The sequence below is a fragment of the Paraburkholderia sp. SIMBA_053 genome (assembly GCF_046534895.1).
Classification (GTDB): domain Bacteria; phylum Pseudomonadota; class Gammaproteobacteria; order Burkholderiales; family Burkholderiaceae; genus Paraburkholderia; species Paraburkholderia caledonica.
On record NZ_JAWRXU010000001.1, the window covers coordinates 1,270,676 to 1,288,868 of the forward strand.

Annotated in this window: 15 protein-coding genes and 2 pseudogenes; 12 read left to right on the forward strand and 5 right to left on the reverse strand. The window is 59.7% G+C overall.

The annotated features are described in order from the left end of the window. Positions 1-170: 170 nt before the first annotated feature. The gene (locus SB753_RS05760) at positions 171-1,790 is read left to right on the forward strand and encodes a SulP family inorganic anion transporter (protein ID WP_410799420.1); all 1,620 of its coding nucleotides are present in this window, start codon (positions 171-173) and stop codon (positions 1,788-1,790) included. A gap of 235 nt (positions 1,791-2,025) precedes the next feature. On the opposite strand, the gene SB753_RS05765 is transcribed toward SB753_RS05760, so the two are convergent. Then, the gene (locus tag SB753_RS05765; protein ID WP_410799634.1) at positions 2,026-2,985 is read right to left on the reverse strand and encodes a LysR family transcriptional regulator; all 960 of its coding nucleotides are present in this window, start codon (positions 2,983-2,985) and stop codon (positions 2,026-2,028) included. A 118-nt stretch (positions 2,986-3,103) separates the two neighbouring features. On the opposite strand from SB753_RS05765, the gene SB753_RS05770 reads away from it, so the two are divergent. The 3 genes and pseudogenes from SB753_RS05770 to SB753_RS05780 all read left to right on the forward strand — a co-directional run bounded on the left by SB753_RS05770 (position 3,104) and on the right by SB753_RS05780 (position 7,147). Beyond that, complete coding sequence (locus SB753_RS05770; protein ID WP_410799422.1) at positions 3,104-4,270, forward strand: mandelate racemase/muconate lactonizing enzyme family protein; 1,167 nt, start codon at positions 3,104-3,106, stop codon at positions 4,268-4,270. A 157-nt stretch (positions 4,271-4,427) separates the two neighbouring features. Beyond that, a pseudogene (gene dctA, locus SB753_RS05775) lies at positions 4,428-5,785 on the forward strand (C4-dicarboxylate transporter DctA). A 426-nt stretch (positions 5,786-6,211) separates the two neighbouring features. Continuing rightward, positions 6,212-7,147 (forward strand): substrate-binding domain-containing protein, encoded by a 936-nt coding sequence (locus SB753_RS05780; RefSeq protein ID WP_410799424.1) that lies wholly within the window; start codon positions 6,212-6,214, stop codon positions 7,145-7,147. A gap of 87 nt (positions 7,148-7,234) precedes the next feature. Here the strand turns inward: SB753_RS05780 and SB753_RS05785 are convergent, their stop codons facing one another. After that, entirely contained in the window at positions 7,235-8,167 is a 933-nt protein-coding gene (locus SB753_RS05785) for a LysR family transcriptional regulator (RefSeq protein WP_131316195.1), read from the reverse strand. A 140-nt stretch (positions 8,168-8,307) separates the two neighbouring features. Here SB753_RS05785 and SB753_RS05790 point away from each other — a divergent pair, with 140 nt between their 5' ends. From SB753_RS05790 to SB753_RS05810, 5 genes and pseudogenes are all read left to right on the forward strand, one after another. Beyond that, entirely contained in the window at positions 8,308-9,315 is a 1,008-nt protein-coding gene (locus SB753_RS05790) for a zinc-binding alcohol dehydrogenase family protein (RefSeq protein ID WP_410799426.1), read from the forward strand. Between the two features lie 57 nt (positions 9,316-9,372). Then, positions 9,373-10,605, forward strand: a complete 1,233-nt coding sequence (locus SB753_RS05795) for an L-dopachrome tautomerase-related protein (RefSeq protein ID WP_410799428.1) — start codon at positions 9,373-9,375, stop codon at positions 10,603-10,605. Between the two features lie 175 nt (positions 10,606-10,780). Further along, positions 10,781-10,994, forward strand: a pseudogene (locus SB753_RS05800) (ParD-like family protein). Continuing rightward, positions 10,991-11,758 (forward strand): type I methionyl aminopeptidase, encoded by a 768-nt coding sequence (gene map, locus SB753_RS05805; RefSeq protein WP_410799430.1) that lies wholly within the window; start codon positions 10,991-10,993, stop codon positions 11,756-11,758. Before SB753_RS05800 ends, map begins: the two are co-directional and overlap by 4 nt. 177 nt (positions 11,759-11,935) lie before the next feature. Further along, positions 11,936-13,105 carry a glycosyltransferase family 9 protein gene (locus SB753_RS05810; protein WP_410799432.1) on the forward strand — a complete coding sequence of 390 codons (1,170 nt, stop codon included), beginning with the start codon at positions 11,936-11,938 and terminating at the stop codon, positions 13,103-13,105. 40 nt (positions 13,106-13,145) lie between these two features. Here the strand turns inward: SB753_RS05810 and SB753_RS05815 are convergent, their stop codons facing one another. Further along, entirely contained in the window at positions 13,146-13,724 is a 579-nt protein-coding gene (locus SB753_RS05815; protein WP_288826467.1) for a TetR/AcrR family transcriptional regulator, read from the reverse strand. Positions 13,725-13,996: 272 nt separating this feature from the next. On the opposite strand from SB753_RS05815, the gene SB753_RS05820 reads away from it, so the two are divergent. Further along, positions 13,997-14,701 (forward strand): SDR family oxidoreductase, encoded by a 705-nt coding sequence (locus SB753_RS05820; protein WP_087751981.1) that lies wholly within the window; start codon positions 13,997-13,999, stop codon positions 14,699-14,701. A gap of 126 nt (positions 14,702-14,827) precedes the next feature. On the opposite strand, the gene SB753_RS05825 is transcribed toward SB753_RS05820, so the two are convergent. Beyond that, a complete protein-coding gene (locus SB753_RS05825) occupies positions 14,828-15,757 on the reverse strand; it encodes a LysR family transcriptional regulator (RefSeq protein ID WP_088174126.1) in 930 nt (309 codons plus the stop codon). A 127-nt stretch (positions 15,758-15,884) separates the two neighbouring features. Here SB753_RS05825 and SB753_RS05830 point away from each other — a divergent pair, with 127 nt between their 5' ends. After that, the gene (locus tag SB753_RS05830) at positions 15,885-16,658 is read left to right on the forward strand and encodes an SDR family NAD(P)-dependent oxidoreductase (protein ID WP_410799434.1); all 774 of its coding nucleotides are present in this window, start codon (positions 15,885-15,887) and stop codon (positions 16,656-16,658) included. 13 nt (positions 16,659-16,671) lie between these two features. Continuing rightward, positions 16,672-17,655, forward strand: coding sequence for an aldo/keto reductase (locus SB753_RS05835; protein WP_410799636.1), 984 nt, complete (start codon positions 16,672-16,674; stop codon positions 17,653-17,655). A 162-nt stretch (positions 17,656-17,817) separates the two neighbouring features. Here SB753_RS05835 and SB753_RS05840 read toward each other — a convergent pair whose 3' ends face one another. Continuing rightward, the gene (locus tag SB753_RS05840) at positions 17,818-18,135 is read right to left on the reverse strand and encodes a DUF4148 domain-containing protein (RefSeq protein WP_088174345.1); all 318 of its coding nucleotides are present in this window, start codon (positions 18,133-18,135) and stop codon (positions 17,818-17,820) included. Positions 18,136-18,193: the final 58 nt, after the last annotated feature.

Consider the following 18,193-nt stretch of genomic DNA (forward strand, 5'->3'; position numbering starts at 1 on the left):
TGAGAGCCTGACGGTCACCGCTCGTGTCAACGATCGAGCGGATAGTCGCCGTCAGCCAATGTGTCCACGCTCCAGTTGCAGGCGCACAACCGATCCGTCAGCGGTCAAATGGGACCCGAAGCAATGCTATGAGAGAGATGCTTGAGCCTCAATCCACCAAGTCGTCGCCAATGATCGGACGTGGCGACATTTTCGGTGGCGTGGCGGCGGGTGTTGTCGCGCTACCGCTGGCGCTCGCCTTCGGCGTCGCTTCGGGACTCGGCCCGGTGGCCGGCCTTTACGGTGCCATTGTCACCGGCATCGTCGCCGCGCTGTTTGGCGGCACGCCGGTGCAGATCACAGGCCCGACCGGGCCGATGACGCTGGTCGTTGCAGGTGTGCTGGCGGCGAACATGCATTCTTCTGGCAGCGCGAACCTTCCACTCGTCGTTGGAATCTTCGTGGTCGCCGGTTTCATGCAAATCGCTTTCGGTCTGCTGCGCATCGGGTCCTATATCCGATATGTGCCCTACCCGGTCATCTCGGGCTTTATGAGCGGCATCGGCGTGATCATCATCACGCAGCAGGTCTTTCCGATGCTCGGCGCAAACGCACCGGGATCAGACCCGTGGTCGATCCTCAGCCAGTTGCATTTACTGGGAGGCAACATCAGGTGGAGCGCCGTTGCGCTTTCCGCGTCGACGATCGCAATCGCATTGCTCCTGCCCCGATTCACCAAGGTAATCCCGGCCTCCCTCGTGGCGCTGATCGTGCTGACGATCACTGCAGTGATGCTGAAGCTCGACGTCCCCGTAATCGGTGAGATCCCGTCCGGATTGCCGACCCTGACGATGCCGGCGTTCGACTTGCACCGGCTGCCTTCCCTCGTGTCTGCCGCGCTCCAGCTATCGCTACTAGGCGCCATCGACTCGCTGCTGACGGCGCTCGTGGCCGACAACCTCACGCGTACGCGGCACGACAGCAACCGCGAGCTCATCGGGCAAGGCCTGGGCAACATCGCAGCGGCCGTGATTGGCGGGCTGCCCGGCGCCGGCGCCACCATGCGCACCGTTGTCAACGTCGATGCAGGGGGAAGAACACTCCTGTCGGGCGTGATCCATGGACTCTTCCTGGCAGCCGTGCTGCTTGGCCTTTCAGGATTGCTTCAGCACGTTCCCCGTGCAATTCTCGCTGGCCTGCTGGTGACAGTCGGAATCGGCATCATCGATCGCCGCAGTTTCCGCCACCTGCTTAAATTGTCACGGTCGGATGCCTTTTTAATGCTCCTCGTGCTCGCGCTAACCGTATTCACCGACCTCATCATCGCGGTGGCCACGGGCCTCGTCGTCGCTTCGTTTGTCTTTGTGAAGAAGGTGGGCGACATTACCGAGCAGCGGACGATGCTTACCCCGGTCGCTGATGAGCCTTGGGCGGACGAACTGACCATTCCCGCCGGACTTCGCGACAGACTTCTGATCAAGCACGTCGACGGGCCGATCTTCTTCGGCTTCGCCAGCAAGTTCCTCGACATCGCGCGTCAGGCGACACTCCTGAGCAGGCTGTTGGTATTGCGCATGGATCGCATCTCGTACATGGACCAGACTGGCGTCTATGCGTTGGACGATGCACTGGTGCGGCTAAACGCGGCCGGGGTGCGCGTGCTGGTCGTTGGCGTTTCGGTGTCGCAGCGCGACCTTCTCGAGCGGCTGCAGGTAATCCCGGCGGTCGTACCCGAGCGCGACATCTTCAACAACTTCGACGAATTGAGGAAAGCGCTTCCAGCGATCATCGGAGACCTTCACGCGAAATGAAGACGACACTCCGTCAGATGGGGGCGTCGACCGCCCTCGGCTTGCTGCCCCACGCGGTGGTCTCCAGTCGACCGAACTCTTCGGCCACTCGCCGCTTTCCATCGTCAGCGTCTCGCAGCGGCAAACTTGAGTCATTCGGGCGTTGATTCGTCACGGTGTCAACTCAAGACCGACCGAAAGCAACGTTAGGAACAATGCGCATGCGAGCGTTCAAGTCTGTCTTGCTTCCAACTCATCAACCGCGGCTGCGCTTCTTCCGTTCCCGCGGCTCCGCGCCGGTTTCCACCGGAGTGAACGGTGCCTGGAATCGACTCACGAGGAAATCAATGAATGCGCGCGCGCGGGCTGTTTGATTCTTCTGCCTCGGGTAGTAGACGAATAAGTCGGCGGACGGAAGAACCGTGTTAGGCAGCACAAGTTGGAGACGCCCGCTCTGCACATATTTGGCCAGGTCCCATTCAGACCGTATCAATATCCCGTGTCCTTCAAGCGCCCAGCGAAGTACGATGTCGCCGTCGTTACTCGACAAGGCCCCTTTGACCTTGATGGCCTCGGTGTGGTCATTCACGATATAACGCCAGACGCCATACGCGTCGTTATTCTGGCGATGGATGATGCAACGATGTTGGGCTAGATCCTCGACGCGCTCTGGTGTGCCGTACTTCTCCAGGTATTTTGGCGAGGCACAAAGGAAGCGGCGATTGCTCATGATTCTTCGCGCGCTCAAACGAGTGTCTGGAAGTTCGCCGAATCTTATCGCCATGTCGAACGCGCCTTCAACAAGATCGACTGGACGATCGGTGACCTCAAACTGGATTTCGACGCTTGGGAAGCGTTTTGCGAAATCCGAGACCAACGGCGCGATTGTTGTTCGGCCGAAGCCGAGCGTCGCATTGACGCGCACGAGCCCTTGAGGGTCACCTTTCGTTCCCGAGATCGCTTCCTCCATTTCGCGGACCTGTCCGACTATCTGCGTTGCATACCGAAGATATGTTTCGCCTTCAGGCGTGAGACTCACGCTCCGGGTAGTTCGATTGACAAGTCGTACGCCGAGTCGCTGTTCAATGACGCCAAGCCTCTTCGTCGCAGCCGGCGGGGACAGGTCGAGAGCTCGTGCGGCGCCTGACATGCTTCTGAGTTTCGCCAGAAGAATAAAAAACTCGAAATCAGTCGCAGTCTGCGTCCCAGTATTCACTGGAATTGAAATGTGATGTGAATGAAAGTGCAGTTTAGCAGTCTTTTTCACGGTTAATCTACGTCCCATGTTGCAGCCGACGAGTCGCAACACCTCGTAAAACTCTGGAGACGAAGCCGTGAGAATCGTTGAAATCCGCGAAAAGACCGTTCCGATCAGTTCCCCGATCCGCAATGCCTATATTGACTTCAGCAAGATGACGCTGAGTCTGGTCGCAGTCATCACCGACGTGATTCGGGACGGCAAGCCGGTAATCGGCTACGGCTTCAACTCCAACGGCCGGTACGGGCAGGGCAAGCTCATGCGTGAGCGGTTCATCCCTCGCATTCTCGAAGCTGACCCCGCCTCGCTGGTCAACGATGCTGGTGACAACCTCGATCCCCATAAAATCTGGGCGACGATGTTCACCAACGAAAAGCCCGGCGGCCACGGCGAACGCTCGGTCGCAATTGGCACCATCGATATGGCAATCTGGGATGCGGTCTCGAAGATCGAAGGGAAACCGCTGTTTCAGTTGCTGGCGGACCGCTACGGCAACGGCCAACCGGATCGCAAGATTTTCGTGTACGCAGCAGGCGGCTACTACTATCCGGGCCAGGACCACGAGAAGCTGAAAGACGAGATGCGCAGCTATATCGACCGCGGTTACACCGTGGTGAAGAAAAAAATTGGCGGTGCATCGCTCGACGAAGATCTTCGCCGCATCGACTCGATCCTCAGCGCGCTGCAAGACGACCAGAAGCTTGCCGTTGATGCGAACGGTCGCTTCGATCTGGACACCGCAATTCAGTACGCAAAGGCGCTCTCTCAATACGATCTGTTCTGGTACGAGGAACCGGGCGATCCGCTCGACTTTGAACTGCAAGCCACGCTGCGCAACTACTACGACAAGCCGATGGCGACGGGCGAAGACCTGTTCTCGATGCAGGACGCGCGTAACTTGATCCGCTATGGCGGCATGCGTCCCGACCGCGACTGGCTGCAATTCGACTGCGCGCTGAGCTACGGTCTGGTGGAGTATCTGCGCACGTTGGACATGCTGCGTCAGCACGGCTGGTCGCCGAGCCGCTGCATTCCCCACGGCGGTCACCAGATGTCGCTGAACATCGCCGCTGGCCTTGGCTTGGGCGGAAACGAGTCCTATCCGGACCTGTTCCAACCGTACGGCGGATTCCCCGATGGGGTCAAGGTCGAGAACGGCTATATCACGATGCCGGACCTCCCGGGTATCGGCTTCGAGGGTAAATCGGATCTCATTGCCGAGATGCGCAAGCTGTCGGCATAAACACTCAGCGGTATCAAGGCATCGACGGTCCTCGTCGATGCTACGCCTATAAAAAGACCAATTCAGGCGCACCTCGGCCGTGCTCACCACAGCGGATTGTCCCGCTGTGGATGCTCGTCCGTACTCTACAAATAGACGCCAGTCATAGGAGACAGACATGCTGGTATCGAAAGTCAGGAAGACGCTCTCGAAGCTCTATGTGCAGGTTCTTATCGGGATCATCGCCGGTATCCTGCTGGGCCACTTTTATCCGGACGTTGGTTCCCAACTCAAGCCCCTCGGTGACTTGTTTATCAAGTTGATTCGAATGCTGCTTGCACCGATCATCTTCGCGTCGGTGGTTGTCGGCATTGCCCGCATGAATGATCTTCATGAAGCGGGCCGCGTCGGCGTCAAGGCGCTGCTTTACTTTGAAGTCGCATCGACGATCGCACTCCTCATTGGGATGGTCGTCGTGAATGTCTTCAAACCCGGTGCCGGCATGAACGTCGATCCGTCGCACATCGACGGGTCTGCGATCTCGACCTATACGACTGCCGCCAGGCAACATGGCATGCTCGACTTTTTCACGAGCATTGTCCCGAACAGCATCGTCGGCGCGTTCGCCAACGGCGAGATGCTACCCATCATTTTCTTCTCGCTGCTGCTCGCCATTTCTCTCGCCAGGCTAGGACCTCGGACGGCACCGTTTGTAGACATGCTCGATATGTTCCTTCAGGGCATGTTCGGGGTGGTGCAGATCGTCATGTACGTCGCGCCTATCGGTGCGTTCGGCGGCATGGCCTTCACCATCGCAAAGTACGGGATCGGCACATTGGCTTCCTTCGGCCAGTTGATGTTGTGCCTCTATCTAACGTCTATCTTCTTTGTGGTTGTAGTCCTCGGACTGGTAATGAGGATGTGTGGATTGTCGCTGTTCAAGTACCTCGCTACATCAAGGACGAGATCCTGATCACGCTCGGCACGGCGTCCACGGAAGCGGTACTTCCGCAGATGCTGGTCAAGATGGAACGGATGGGCTGCTCGCGACCCGTTGTTGGAATGGTGTTGCCTACCGGATACACCTTCAATGCGGACGGAACGGCGATATATCTCACGATGGCTGCCCTGTTCATCGCCCAGGCGATGAATGTGCATCTGACGATTTGGGATCAGTTGCTTGTGTTGGGCGTGCTTCTTCTCACTTCGAAAGGCTCGGCGGGAGTCGCGGGTGCTGGATTTGTTGCGCTGGCCGCGACGCTCGCGTCGATGCACAAAATTCCGGTCGAAGGCTTGGTCCTGCTTCTCGGTGTCGATCGTTTTCTTAATGAAGCTCGGGCCGTGACGAACCTGATCGGCAATGGGGTTGCAACTGTCGTGGTCGCGCGTTGGGAAGGACAGCTCGACATGAACACTGCGCGTGCGGTGCTGAATCGTACGTACGTTGATGAATTTGAAGAGCTGCAGCCGATCGACAATCCGGCCATCGCATCCGCATCTACGGGCGACGCATCCGTCCGATCGAACGCTCATTGAGCCTCCACAACATCACTCTGCAAATTGGCAGTCGCCCTTGGGCGACTGCCAATTTTTTTAGAGCATTGCCGAAACGACCACGCAAACGGAAAAAGAAGGTTCTCGCGAAGCCGCGCTCAACTATCATGAGTTCCCGACGCCAGAGAAGACGGCAAGCGCGTACGTCGGCTTCAGCGCAATTGCTGACATTTGAATGACCGCAGCCTTTTGCGGGCGGATGGCCGGTAGTGGCCGAACCCGTCCGCTGCCCCATCCCATGAAGTGACAATGGCGGCCCGCCGATCATCGGCTTATTATTCCGAAAGGTCGTTGAAAACTAGTGTGTGGGGCAAAGATTCCACTTGCCCGGCGAGAATCTTCATAACAGGGAAATGCCTTTCCGCAAGCTTATGCGGTCAGGTCGAGGCCACTTCGAGTGGACACACCATGCTTGGACCTCTGAGACTTTTTGTGCTGCTCTGGTCGCTGGCGGTGATGGCGCCGACCGCGCACGCGAGCACAATCGGTGTCGTCCTGCCGGGCTCATCCCTTGTCTTTTATCAGACATTGCTCAAGGGAATACAACAATCGGCCCATGATCATCATGTAGATCTGCTGATTCGCAACCCGTCCGATGGCGAGTCGCTCAATACACCGAATATCCAGCTGCGCATTATCGAATACATGGTGACGCAGGGAGTCTCGGGCGTGGTACTGGCACCAGAACCATTGGCCGGCGACACGCGGCTTTCAGTCCCAGTCCCTGTGATCCTCGTGGATCGATACAGCGCCGATTACGATGGAATCTCGACCGTCTACACAGACAATTTCAGCGCTGGCAGGAAGGCGGCGCTCAGCCTGGTACCGGTTCTGAAAAAGGGCGCCAAGGTGGCAATGCTGCGGCTCGCGCCCAACGTGAGTTCGACCGTTGCGAGAGAAAGCGGATTTTTAAGCGTTGCCCGCAAAGAGGGATGGGATGTGGTGATCGATACCTACGTAGGGTATCGACCGCGCGATGCCGAAGTGCTAATTGCCGAGGTGATAAAGAGCTACCCGGGCCGCCTCGATGCCGTTTTTGCGCCGGCTGAACCGATTGCCTACGGCGCTCTGCGGGTGATCGAGACTGCGGCAGTCGGCCAGCGCCCGCGCCTCGTGCTATTCGACTGGCGTCCGGAATTCCTGGAAGGCCTCAAAAAAGGAATCGTACATGCCGCCATATTGCAGGACCCTTACCGTATGGGTTACCTCGCCTTGGCGTCCATGGTCGAGGCACTGCAGGGCCATCCACCACCCCGCACTCTCTTCGTCGACGTGGTCACCGTTACGCCACAAAACATGAACGATCCGGCGATCCGGTCGTTGTTGGCGAGATACGCCAGATAAGCGGCGTGAGCCATGAGCGTCTTCGATACCGCTCCGCGCAATCAGAAAAGCGCAGCCGTGTCGTCGCCGCGCTGAAACGCTTCGCGGTCATTCCACCAATGCGTTCGCGTACTCACGCATCGCTGCGCTCATGGGCAACACCCGTTCCCTGAGATGAGCATGAAGATATCGGACAGCCGGCGAGAACTGACGACGGTGCGGACAGACCAGGTTTAGCGGCGCTGTTTCCCCGGGTTGGTCAGGCAACAGGACATGTAATCGGCCGGATATCACATCGTCGTGCACGTCGAGCCACGATTTATAGGCGATGCCGCGGCCTTCCACCGCCCAGCGTCTCGCGATTTCCGCATCGTCGCAAAGCAGCGCGCCCCTCACCGTGACCTGCCGCCGCACGCCGTTGGACGGAAACGACCAGCGGTCATAGACGCGACCTGCCAGCACATAGGGCAGGCAATCGTGCAAAACGAGTTCGTCGAGAGAAGCGGGCGAGCCGCGGCGCTTCAGGTACTCCGGCGAAGCCACCAGCACCCTTCGATTGTTCTCGGCGAGTGCGAGCGCAACGTAGCTCGCCTGCTCCGCAGACCCATAGCGGATCGCCACATCCACCGGATCGCGAAAGACGTCGGTTACGTGATCCGACAGGGAAAGCCGCAGTGTCAGCTTCGGATGTTGATCGCGGAACGTACCAAGCCAGGTCAGCAGGTTGTTACGACCGAGATCGGAAGGCGCCGCGATCCGCAGCATGCCTTGCAGCGCATGTCTTTCTCCATGCAGACGTTCACGGCCCTCGTGAATCATCGACAGAACTTCTTCCGCATAGGGAAGGTACTGCTCGCCTTCTGCAGTCAGCTTGAGGCTGCGAGTGGACCGCGCAAAGAGCCGGATATCAAGCTCCCGCTCGAGCCGCAAAATCGCTGCGCTGACCTGGCCGGGCAGAAGGTCCGCCTCTCTCGCCGCGTTTGAAAAGCTGCCGAGCGCGGCAGTTCTCACAAAGAGTTGAAGGTCTTCTAACCGGACCATTTTCATTCCAGGAGTGAAAGTCTTCCCTAATGTAACCGGTTTTTCGTACCTATGAGGTCGCGCCAGAATTCAGCCACACATCAGCGATACATGAGCAAGGTGAGCGCTGAAGTCCTTCAAAACGTACCTGGAGCATGCGCATGAAAGCAGTGGTCTATACACAGCACGGTCTTCCCGCCGAGCATCCGGATTCCCTCATCGATCTCGACCTGCCTACGCCTGAACCGGCATCGCGCGACTTGCTGGTGAAGATAGACGCGATCGCGGTCAATCCGGTGGATACGAAAGTCCGCATGGGCTCGCCGACCGAAGCGCCGCGCGTACTCGGCTGGGACGCCGTCGGAACCGTCGAGGCCGTGGGCGACGACGTGTCGCTGTTCGCGCCAGGAGACAAGGTCTTCTACGCGGGCAGCATTGCCCGACCCGGCGCGTACGCGCAATACGCGCTCGTGGACGAGCGGCTTGCCGGCAGGAAACCTGCCTCGCTTTCAGATGCGCAAGCCGCCGCGCTTCCGCTGACTTCGTTGACGGCGTGGGAACTGCTGTTCGACCGGCTCGGCGTAATCGAGCACGCAGGATCCGGCGACGCGCTGCTGATTGTTGGCGCTGCCGGCGGCGTCGGCTCGATGCTCACGCAGCTTGCAAGCCGTCTGACGAAACTGCGCGTGATTGGCACGGCGTCCCGCCCTGAAACGCGTGAATGGGTGCAAGCGCTCGGCGCGCACGACGTGATCGATCACTCGCGACCGCTGCTGGAAGGCCTGCGCCATATCGGTTCGCCGCAGGTGCGTTACGTCGCGAGCCTGACCCAAACGGACCTTCACTATCCGCAGCTCGTCGAGGCGCTGGCGCCTCAAGGCCGGCTCGGTGTGATCGACGATCCGGACACGCTCGACGCGATGCCGCTCAAGCGGAAGTCCATTTCTCTTCATTGGGAGCTGATGTTCACACGGTCGCTGTTCGAAACCGCTGACATGGTCAGGCAGCACGAAATCCTGAACAGAGTGTCCGCACTGATCGACGAGGGCACGCTGCGCACCACGATGGCGGATCACTTCGGAACCATCAATGCGAAGAATCTGCGCCGCGCTCATGCGCTGATCGAAAGCGGACGCGCTCGCGGAAAAATCGTGCTCGAAGGTTTCTAGTTCGCCGCACTGGTTCATCACGCCACCTGCAACATCACACACAACTGGAGAACGACCATGCAATCTATCTATCAAGGCGGTAAAAAGAGCGGCGCGATGCGCCGCGCCGCAATCGCGCTGGCCGTGAGCCTGAGCTTCGGCAGCTTCGCCTATGCGGCGTCCGTCCAGGCGCCATCGCAGGCGCCGTCAGCAGCGGCGTCGTCCAGCGAGGCAACGGAACGCACCATCGGTTCGATAGAAACGGTGGCGACATTCTCCGGGCCGATGCCTACCGGCGTGACCGTCACGGAAACCGGGCGGATCTTCGTCAACTTCCCGCGCTGGGGCGACGACGTTCAGGCCACCGTTGCCGAAGTGCGCGACGGTAAAGTGGTCGCGTATCCGAATGCGGACATCAATCGTGCGGACGTTTCCCACGCAGCCGCGCATTTCCTGAGCGTTCAAAGCGTGGTTGCAGACGGCCGCGGACGTCTGTGGGTACTGGACACCGCAGCGCCCAACTTCTCGAATCCGGTAGCGGGCGGTGCCAAGCTCGTCGCCATCGACCTCGCTACCAATCGCGTGGTGAAGACGCTCGTCTTTCCGGCCAATGTCATGCGCGCGCAAACCTACGTGAACGACGTGCGGTTCGACTTCCGCGTGGGCAAAGCGGGCGTCGCGTATGTGACCGACTCGTCGTTGAGCGGCACCGGTGGATTGATCGTTATCGACCTCGACTCGGGCAAGGCATTGCGACGCCTGACCGGTGACGTTTCCACATCGGCCGATCCGGCCTTCGTGCCGGTGGTCGAAGGCGAGACCCTTAAAGTGCGAGATGCAAACGGCAAGAGCACGCCGTTCACCGTTGCATCGGATGGCATCGCGCTTTCGCCGGATGGCAAGACGCTCTACTACTGCCCGCTTTCGAGCCGGCATCTCTACTCGGTGCCGACCGCCATGCTGCGCGACCCGTCGATCAGCGAAGCCCAACTTTCAGCCGCTGTAAAAGACCTCGGAGAGAAAGGCGCTTCAGACGGACTCGAAAGCGACGCGAACGGCGCCGTCTACGCAGGCGACTACGAACACGACTCCATTCGCAAGCTCGAACCGGGCGGCGAATGGCGGACCATCGCGCATGATCCGCGCGTGCTGTGGCCGGACACACTGTCGGTCGGCACCGACGGATATCTGTACTTCACGGCGAATCAACTGCATCGTCAGCCTGTTTTCCACGGCGGCAAGGACGAGCGCAGGAAGCCCTACGCGCTCTTCCGTGTACGTATTGGCGCAGGCCCGGCCCCGACGTTCTGACACATCGCATCTCCCCAAAACTGAAGTCCATCGTCAATCTCGGCGATGCGACTTCAGGTTGGTCACCTTACGCACTGGCCCGTGGCAGTGACCGCAATCGCGAGCACCAACACGCTTGCACTGCGAACGGACAAGAGTATATGATCCATATACGTTTCATATACGGATGGCAAAAATGGGCATCGTGAATATTGACGACGACTTGCACGATCAGATACGCAAAGCGAGCCAGGTGTCGTGTCGGTCGATCAACGCACAAGCGTGCGTTCTGGATCAAGATTGGCATGCTGTGCGAAATGAATCCGACGCACAGTTTTAGTGAAATCGTTGCGCGCGAACTGCGAGCAGCAGGCGTGGAGACGCGATCCGTCAGGGTGGCGTCCACGTGACCAAGCGGCCAGAAGAAATCGCGTTGCTCGCGGAGTCCGGCAAATTGCTCGCTGAGGTGTTTGGTCACCTGGACCGGTTGGACATGATCGGTATGTCGACCATGCAGATCAACGATCTGGTCGATAGCCTCATCGTCAACGAACTCAATGCCCGTCCGGCGAGCAAAGGCCAATATGGCTACGCCTACGTCTTGAATTCATCGCGCAACAACGTGGTTTGCCACGGCGTTCCGTCGCCGACGGAAATATTGGAAAGCGGCGATATCGTCAATTTCGACATCACGCTGGAAAAGAGCGGATACATCGCGGACTCCAGCAAAATGTATCTGCTGGGCGAGGTCTCGCCGTTAGCCAAACGGCTCGTCGAAGTCACGTATCAAGCGATGTGGAAAGGCATCAGGGCCGTTCGTCCTGGCGCGCGACTGGGCGATGTCGGGCATGCGATCGAGCGGCACGCACGGCAAAACGGTTATTCGGTCGTAAGGGAATATTGCGGGCACGGCATCGGACGCGAAATGCACGAGCCGCCTCAGGTGCTGCATTGGGGAAAGCCGCGAACCGGTCTGGTGCTGCAAGAGGGCATGGTCTTTACCATCGAGCCGATGATCAACCAGGGGCGACACGCCGTTCGGACTGAAGACGATGGCTGGACGGTCGTCACGAACGATGGAAAGCTGTCCGCACAGTTCGAGCATACCGTCGCCGTTACCCGAAACGGTGTACGCGTCCTGACGTTGCGTCCGGACGAAAGAACGTTGAACTGAAACCCGCCGGGCTCAACACCGGCGACGGAAGCTGCGAGCTCGCGAACGCGCCATAGCGGCGAGCGCTCACGACGCGGCAGTTTCGTATGGCGGCCCACAGACCGGGCACCTCCTTCCATGCACACTCAGTGCGTCGCTCCGCGCGGCTTGGCACTCACCTCATCTCGTGGATATGCAATGGAATGGAAAAGCCTGCTTACTGAATTCCCGGTCTGGGTGATTGGCCGCTTGACCCCGTCGCGGCATGACCCTCGTCGCAGTACGCCGCGTGAAATTCTTGTCCTTCGACCGAACGATTTTGGTGAATTGCTGACTGCGACGCCGATCTTCGAGGCGCTCAAAAAACGCTTCCCGGCCACCCGAATCGTTGCCGGCATCGGCAGCTGGGGGCGCCCGATTCTCGAGAACAATCCGTTCATCGATGAAATCGTCGAGATCGATGCACCATGGAACAACAAGATCGTCGAGAACCGCTCGCCCGGTGACGTCGTGCGTTTCCTGCTGAAATCGCCGCAAGTCGCCGCGCTGCGTAAGCGAGGCGGGTTTGACGTCGGAATCGACGTCCTCGGCAGTTACATGGGCGCGCTCCTGATGATGCGGCTTGGTGTGCGATATCGCATAGGCGTGCGCGGTTATCGCGGCGGCCACAGCGGGTGTCACGCTTACATTGATTTTGCGCGCCGCCAATCCGGTCGCGCCGCGCTCGCGCAAGCCGAGTTGCTCGGCGCAACGGAGCTTCCCGACGCTCGACCTCAGCTTTTCCTCACGGCAGCCGAACGGGCAAGCGCCGACAGGATCTGGACAAACGACTCCGCAGAAGTTGGCACGACATGGCGAGTGCTGGTTGGCGTCGGAGCGGGTGTTCCCACCAAGGCTTGGGATCCCCGGCAGTTTGGGGCAGCGCTCTCGCAGATTGCGTCCGCATTGCAACAGTCCGGCGACCGCTGTGAGATTCTTATAGTTGGTAGCGAGGCCGACAAGGCGCGTGCCAACGAAGCGATCGTCGCCGCGGGACCCAATGTCCCGGTGCGTTCGGTCGCGGGCGACGTGTCGATGCGAACGGTCTTTGCGCTCGCCGAAAATGCGAATGCCGTCCTGACGAACTCCTCGATGCTGATGCATGTGGCTGCCGCCTTCCACCGGCCGACTGTCGCAGTGCTCGGCGGCAGTATCACGAGGCCGGCGGTTCACGACGCAATCTGGGGATACCCGGAACACTATAAGAGCGTCGCGCCGGATGTTTATATCGAAGGCCAACCCGAGAAAAACTGGCCAGGCGTCGAGCGGGTTGTGGACGCCGTGCTGAGCGCATTGCAAACGCAGCGTACTTGCGTGAGTACGGTGTAGGTTGGATGGGACCTTCGGCGGTCCTATCGCACCGCGGCGCTCAAGGAGCCGTAGGCGGCGTCTCATCGGCGAGCGTGCGGCGCCCTGCTTCGAGGATTTCGTCTGCGAAGGCGGGATCCGCATCCGCAATCGCGCGCGACAACACGAGCGCCCCGACCATCTGACTGAACGCCGCAATGGCGTCCTGGCGGGTTTCTTCCGGCGTCGCGCCTTCCTTGGAGATCATGGCCGCAAACCGGTCGAGATACGCCGCCAGGCCGTGCGCGTAGGACACGCGCGCGGCGGCGGTCATCCGGGGAGCGTCGCCAACGAATCCAGACAGCGGGCACCCCGCCTCGATGTTGTCGCGGTGCCGGGTCGACAGATAGCGCGCGGTTTGCTTGACCAGGCTACCGGCGTTCGGCGAATCCGCATAGTCTTGCATCGCCTTTTCCATCACCGCGGCGACCAGCGCGTCCTTCGACTTGAAGTGGTTGTAAAAGCCACCCTGCGTAAAGCCGGCTTCTTTCATCAGTTCCGCGAGCCCCACAGCGTCGACGCCGCGAATGCGGAACAGCCGCTCGGCGGCCGCGACAATCGCGCTCCGGTTTTCGGCGGCCTGTTGCCGAGACACACCCATCGCTCCCTCCCTTATCCAGACAATCGCATCGATTAACAAACACAATGTCGATCGCCATTGACATACCTGGTCCGCGTCGACACAATGCATCAAAAGACGATGTCGATCGACATTGACATAAGTCTAGCGGACTTTCGGGCGTGATGGGAAGCGAAGCCGACGGCACGGTCCACAAGGCAACACATTCCGAAATACGCAAGGAAGTTTTTGATCAGTTTCCCATGCGCCCGGCGAGCCGGCGCGCCTGCGATTAACCGTATGAAGGATTCGTCATGAAAATCGAAGGTTCTGTTGTTTTCGTAACGGGCGCGAACCGCGGCCTTGGTCTCGAGTTTGCAAAACAGGCGCTCCAAAGAGGCGCGCGCAAGGTCTATGCGGGCGCGCGCGATCCGGCCAGTGTGACGCTGCCAGGCGTCGTGCCGGTGAAACTGGACGTGACCGATCCAGCGGCGGTCGCCGCTGCCGCCGAGGCGGCGGGTGACGTCACGCTGCTGATCAACAATGCGGGCATCGCACGGCTTGGCAGCCTGACGGACGACGGCGCGATCGACGCGTTGCGCGATCACCTCGAAACCAACGTGTTCGGCATGCTGGCGATGTCGCGGGCGTTTGCGGGCAACCTCGCCCGCAACGGCGGCGGCGCGATTCTGAACGTGCTTTCGGTCGCGAGCTGGGTGAACCGGCCGATCCTCTCTGGTTACGGCGTGTCGAAGTCGGCGGCGTGGGCGCTGACCAACGGCCTACGTCATTCGTTGCGCGAGCAGCACACGCAAGTTGTCGGGCTTCACGCCGGCTTCATCGATACGGATCTGACGCGCGGGCTGGAAGTGCCGAAGGCGACGCCGGCCGACGTCGTGCGTCAGGCATACGACGCAATTGAGGCCGGCGCGGAGGAAGTATCCACCGACGAGTTCACGCGTGAGGTGAAAGCCGCACTGTCCTCGGGCGTCTATCTCAACGAGCCGGTTGCTCATTAACGGCATCGGAGCGCTCGTCCGTCGCATGCGAACGCGTGCGACGGACAGCACGACGAACTTCCACGTCAAATGAACCTTCGTGGCAACAGCAACAGCAACAGCCGCAATTAGCGGCGCCGGCCCCGCTCACTCACGCGACCTTGAGATCTTCGCGAGTGACTGCTGTTTCCGGATGATATTGATCAGACTAAGCAACGCCGGGTGGTTGTATCGACGACCACTGTAGTACATGTGAAGTGGATCCTCAGCGCACGCGTGGTCTTCGAGCACAACTCTCAGGGTACGCCGCGCCAGCTCATCGGCGATTCGAGCCTCCAGCAGATACGCTATGCCCATTCCCGCCTTGCACGCGCTAATCGTGGTCGCGGTGTCGTTGATCGTGATCGACCCGGGCACCCGGATCGGGGTTGTTTTACCTGCAACGCTGACTTCCCAACGGTAGCTCGAATTGTCACCGAGCAAAAGCTGAAGGCAGTTGTGCTCGACCAGTTCGCTGACGTGACGAGGAGTGCCGTGTTTCTTCAGGTATGCGGGCGACGCGGCCATCACCCATCGCTGCGGGCCGGTAAGCGGCACTGCAATCATGTCTTCGGGAACATGATGACCGTAGCGAATCCCGGCGTCGTATCCTTCTGCAACGATGTCGATCGGCCGGTTGTCGACCACCACCGTAAGCTGCACATCGGGGCAAAGGCGTGCGAATTCCGGCAATGCCGGTGCGACCAGCAAGTGGGCGGCATCCGCGAAAACATTCAGACGTAAAGAGCCGAGCCGCGCGGTACCCGGCGCTTCAAAACTCTCGAGAGCCGAACCGATCTGATTGAAGCCTTCTTCCAGTCGGGAAGCGAGATCGAGCCCCGCCTCCGTGGGCGAAACCGCCCTGCTCGTCCGGTTAAGCAGCTTTGCGCCGAGGCGGTCTTCCAGCCGCCGCATCGCGTGACTGACTGCCGACGGCGTCTGCCCGAGTTCGATTGCAGCCAGCCGGAAACTCCGGCACCTGACTATCGCAAGAAACAGCCTTAAGTCCGCAAAATCGATCCGGTCGTTCTTTGCCATGATGAATGCCGTTCATCGTTCCAGTGAATCCGTTTCATTCTACGGTATGTAATCATTTTCTTCGTCGCGAATCCCGGAGCGCTGCGGCGTATGCCCCGCTCATGTTTATCCATTCGGAGGAAATTCCATGCATGGACTTGAGCAAATACAGATCGGCGATCTGAAGGATACGAGAGTTCTCGTCACGGGCGGCTCGACTGGAATTGGAGCGGCTATTGTTCGCGCATTTGCCGCACAGGGCGCGCACGTGGTCGCGCATTTCAACGAGAGCGAAGCGGCTGCGCAAGCGCTGCGTGCGGAATCGCCGGAGCGCATTCATCTTGTCCAGGGCGACGTCAGCGAGACGGGCGAAGCATCGCGGGTCGTGAAGGAAGCGGCGCAACTGCTAGGCGGACTCGATGGGCTCATCAATAACGCCGGCGCCATGTTGGGTAGGCTGGCATCTATAAGCGCCTCGGCCAGCCACTTCGAACGCGTCGTCAATCTGAACGCAAGATCGGTTTGGGAAGCAACCTCGGCTGCCCATCCGTTTCTCAAGGAATCACGTGGTTACGTCATCAATACGTCGTCCGTTGCCGCGCGTACGGGCGGCGGCGCAGGAGCGGTGCTTTACGCCGCGTCAAAAAGCTTTGTCAGCAGTTTGACCCGTGGCCACGCAAAGGAATTTGTAAACGACGGAATCCGTGTGAACGCAGTAGCACCCGGACTCATACAGACGCCGTTCCACGACAAATACACGCCGCCGGAAATCTGGGCGTCGCAGACTGCCACGGTGCCGATGGGCAGAGAAGGCCTGCCGGATGAGTGCGTCGGCGCGTTCCTGTTCCTCGCGTCTCCCGCCATGTCGGGATACATCACGGGGCAGATCATCGAGGTCAACGGCGGACAACTCATGCCATGAACGGAGAATCAAGATGAAAGAACGGAAGTTCGGACACGCAGAAAAGAGCGTCTCTGAAATCGGGTTTGGCGCGTGGGCCATTGGAGGTTCATGGGGCGACGTCGCGGAGAGCGATGCAAAGGCGGCTCTGCATGCGGCGCTCGATAGCGGTACAACCTTCATTGACACGGCTGACGTTTACGGCGACGGCCGCTCGGAGCGGATCATCGCGGACGTGCTCAAGGAACGTTCGGGACCGCGGCCATTCGTTGCGACCAAGGCTGGGCGGCGACTGGACCCGCACGTGGCGCAAGGCTACACCGCAGCGAATCTGAATGCTTTTGTCGACCGGTCCTTGAAGAACCTGGAGATGGAGCGGCTCGATCTTGTACAGCTTCATTGTCCACCGACCGAGGTCTATTACCAGCCGGAGGTTTTCGATGCGATGGACCGCATGGTCGCAGCGGGAAAGATCAGCAGCTACGGTGTGTCGGTCGAGAAAGTCGAAGAAGGTCTGAAAGCGATCGAATATCCGGGTGTGAAGTCGGTACAGATCATCTACAACATTTTCAGGCAAAGGCCAGCCCGCTTTATTCAGGAAGCTCGTGACCGCGGAGTCGCCGTTATCGTCCGGGTGCCTCTTGCGTCGGGCCTGCTCACAGGAAAAATGACGCGCGAGACGACGTTTGCGGCCAATGACCATCGCCTTTTCAATCGTAACGGCGAGGCCTTCGACAAGGGCGAAACCTTTGCCGGCGTTCCTTATGACGTCGCTCTGGAAGCCGTCGACGAAATCCGCTCACTCGTCCCGCAAGACGCCACGATGGCGCAGTTCGCGCTTCGCTGGATCCTCATGAACGATGGAGTGACGACTGTCATTCCAGGGGCGAAGAACGCAGCGCAAGCCAAAGCAAACGCTGAGGCGAGCGAACTCCCGCCCCTGACAGATTCGGCCATGGAGGTCCTACGCGCGCTATATCTGCAAAAGATCGCGCCGTTTGTCCACCAGCAGTGGTAAAGCCTCGTTGAGAAGCCGTCGAACATTGCTTTCCGGTTACCGGCCGGAAGCACCGGCAACCAGCGACAACCAGTGACAACCAGTGACAACCCGGGCGGCCCGCATCGCGAGGAACGCATTCATTGCCCGCCCGGCGGTTCCACATGACACCGCCAACGCGGCTCAATGTCCGAAGTAGATCCGCCCGGCACCGTCCACCGATGCCGGCGCGCCTGCCTGCGACGAGCCGTTCATCGACACGCCCCCTACCGACGTCTTATACGTAGCAGTCTGTGCGGCTGACACCTTCGCCTCTGCGGTCTGAATGTCCGCGGGATACTGCGCGTCCGATGCGACCGGACGATATCCGGCCATTTCAAACTGCACGAGATCGGCACGCACTTCCGCACGCGTCACCGGCTGATCGACGGTTTGCGCGAAAGAAAGCGCGGGTGCGGCCAGTGCGCAGGAAACGAGAACAACGTTGAGCAGTGCTTTCATGATCATTCACCTGTCTGTGAGTTGCGGCCGCATTCACGATGAGCGCGGCCCGGGTTCC

Coding starts and splice junctions, on each gene's coding strand:
- SB753_RS05760 (WP_410799420.1), top strand. CDS start 171: ATGATCGGACGTGGCGACATTTTCGGTGGCGTGGCGGCGGGTGTTGTC.
- SB753_RS05780 (WP_410799424.1), top strand. CDS start 6,212: ATGCTTGGACCTCTGAGACTTTTTGTGCTGCTCTGGTCGCTGGCGGTG.
- SB753_RS05785 (WP_131316195.1), bottom strand. CDS start 8,167: ATGGTCCGGTTAGAAGACCTTCAACTCTTTGTGAGAACTGCCGCGCTC.
- SB753_RS05790 (WP_410799426.1), top strand. CDS start 8,308: ATGAAAGCAGTGGTCTATACACAGCACGGTCTTCCCGCCGAGCATCCG.
- SB753_RS05795 (WP_410799428.1), top strand. CDS start 9,373: ATGCAATCTATCTATCAAGGCGGTAAAAAGAGCGGCGCGATGCGCCGC.
- SB753_RS05810 (WP_410799432.1), top strand. CDS start 11,936: ATGGAATGGAAAAGCCTGCTTACTGAATTCCCGGTCTGGGTGATTGGC.
- SB753_RS05815 (WP_288826467.1), bottom strand. CDS start 13,724: ATGGGTGTGTCTCGGCAACAGGCCGCCGAAAACCGGAGCGCGATTGTC.
- SB753_RS05820 (WP_087751981.1), top strand. CDS start 13,997: ATGAAAATCGAAGGTTCTGTTGTTTTCGTAACGGGCGCGAACCGCGGC.
- SB753_RS05825 (WP_088174126.1), bottom strand. CDS start 15,757: ATGGCAAAGAACGACCGGATCGATTTTGCGGACTTAAGGCTGTTTCTT.
- SB753_RS05830 (WP_410799434.1), top strand. CDS start 15,885: ATGCATGGACTTGAGCAAATACAGATCGGCGATCTGAAGGATACGAGA.
- SB753_RS05835 (WP_410799636.1), top strand. CDS start 16,672: ATGAAAGAACGGAAGTTCGGACACGCAGAAAAGAGCGTCTCTGAAATC.
- SB753_RS05840 (WP_088174345.1), bottom strand. CDS start 18,135: ATGAAAGCACTGCTCAACGTTGTTCTCGTTTCCTGCGCACTGGCCGCA.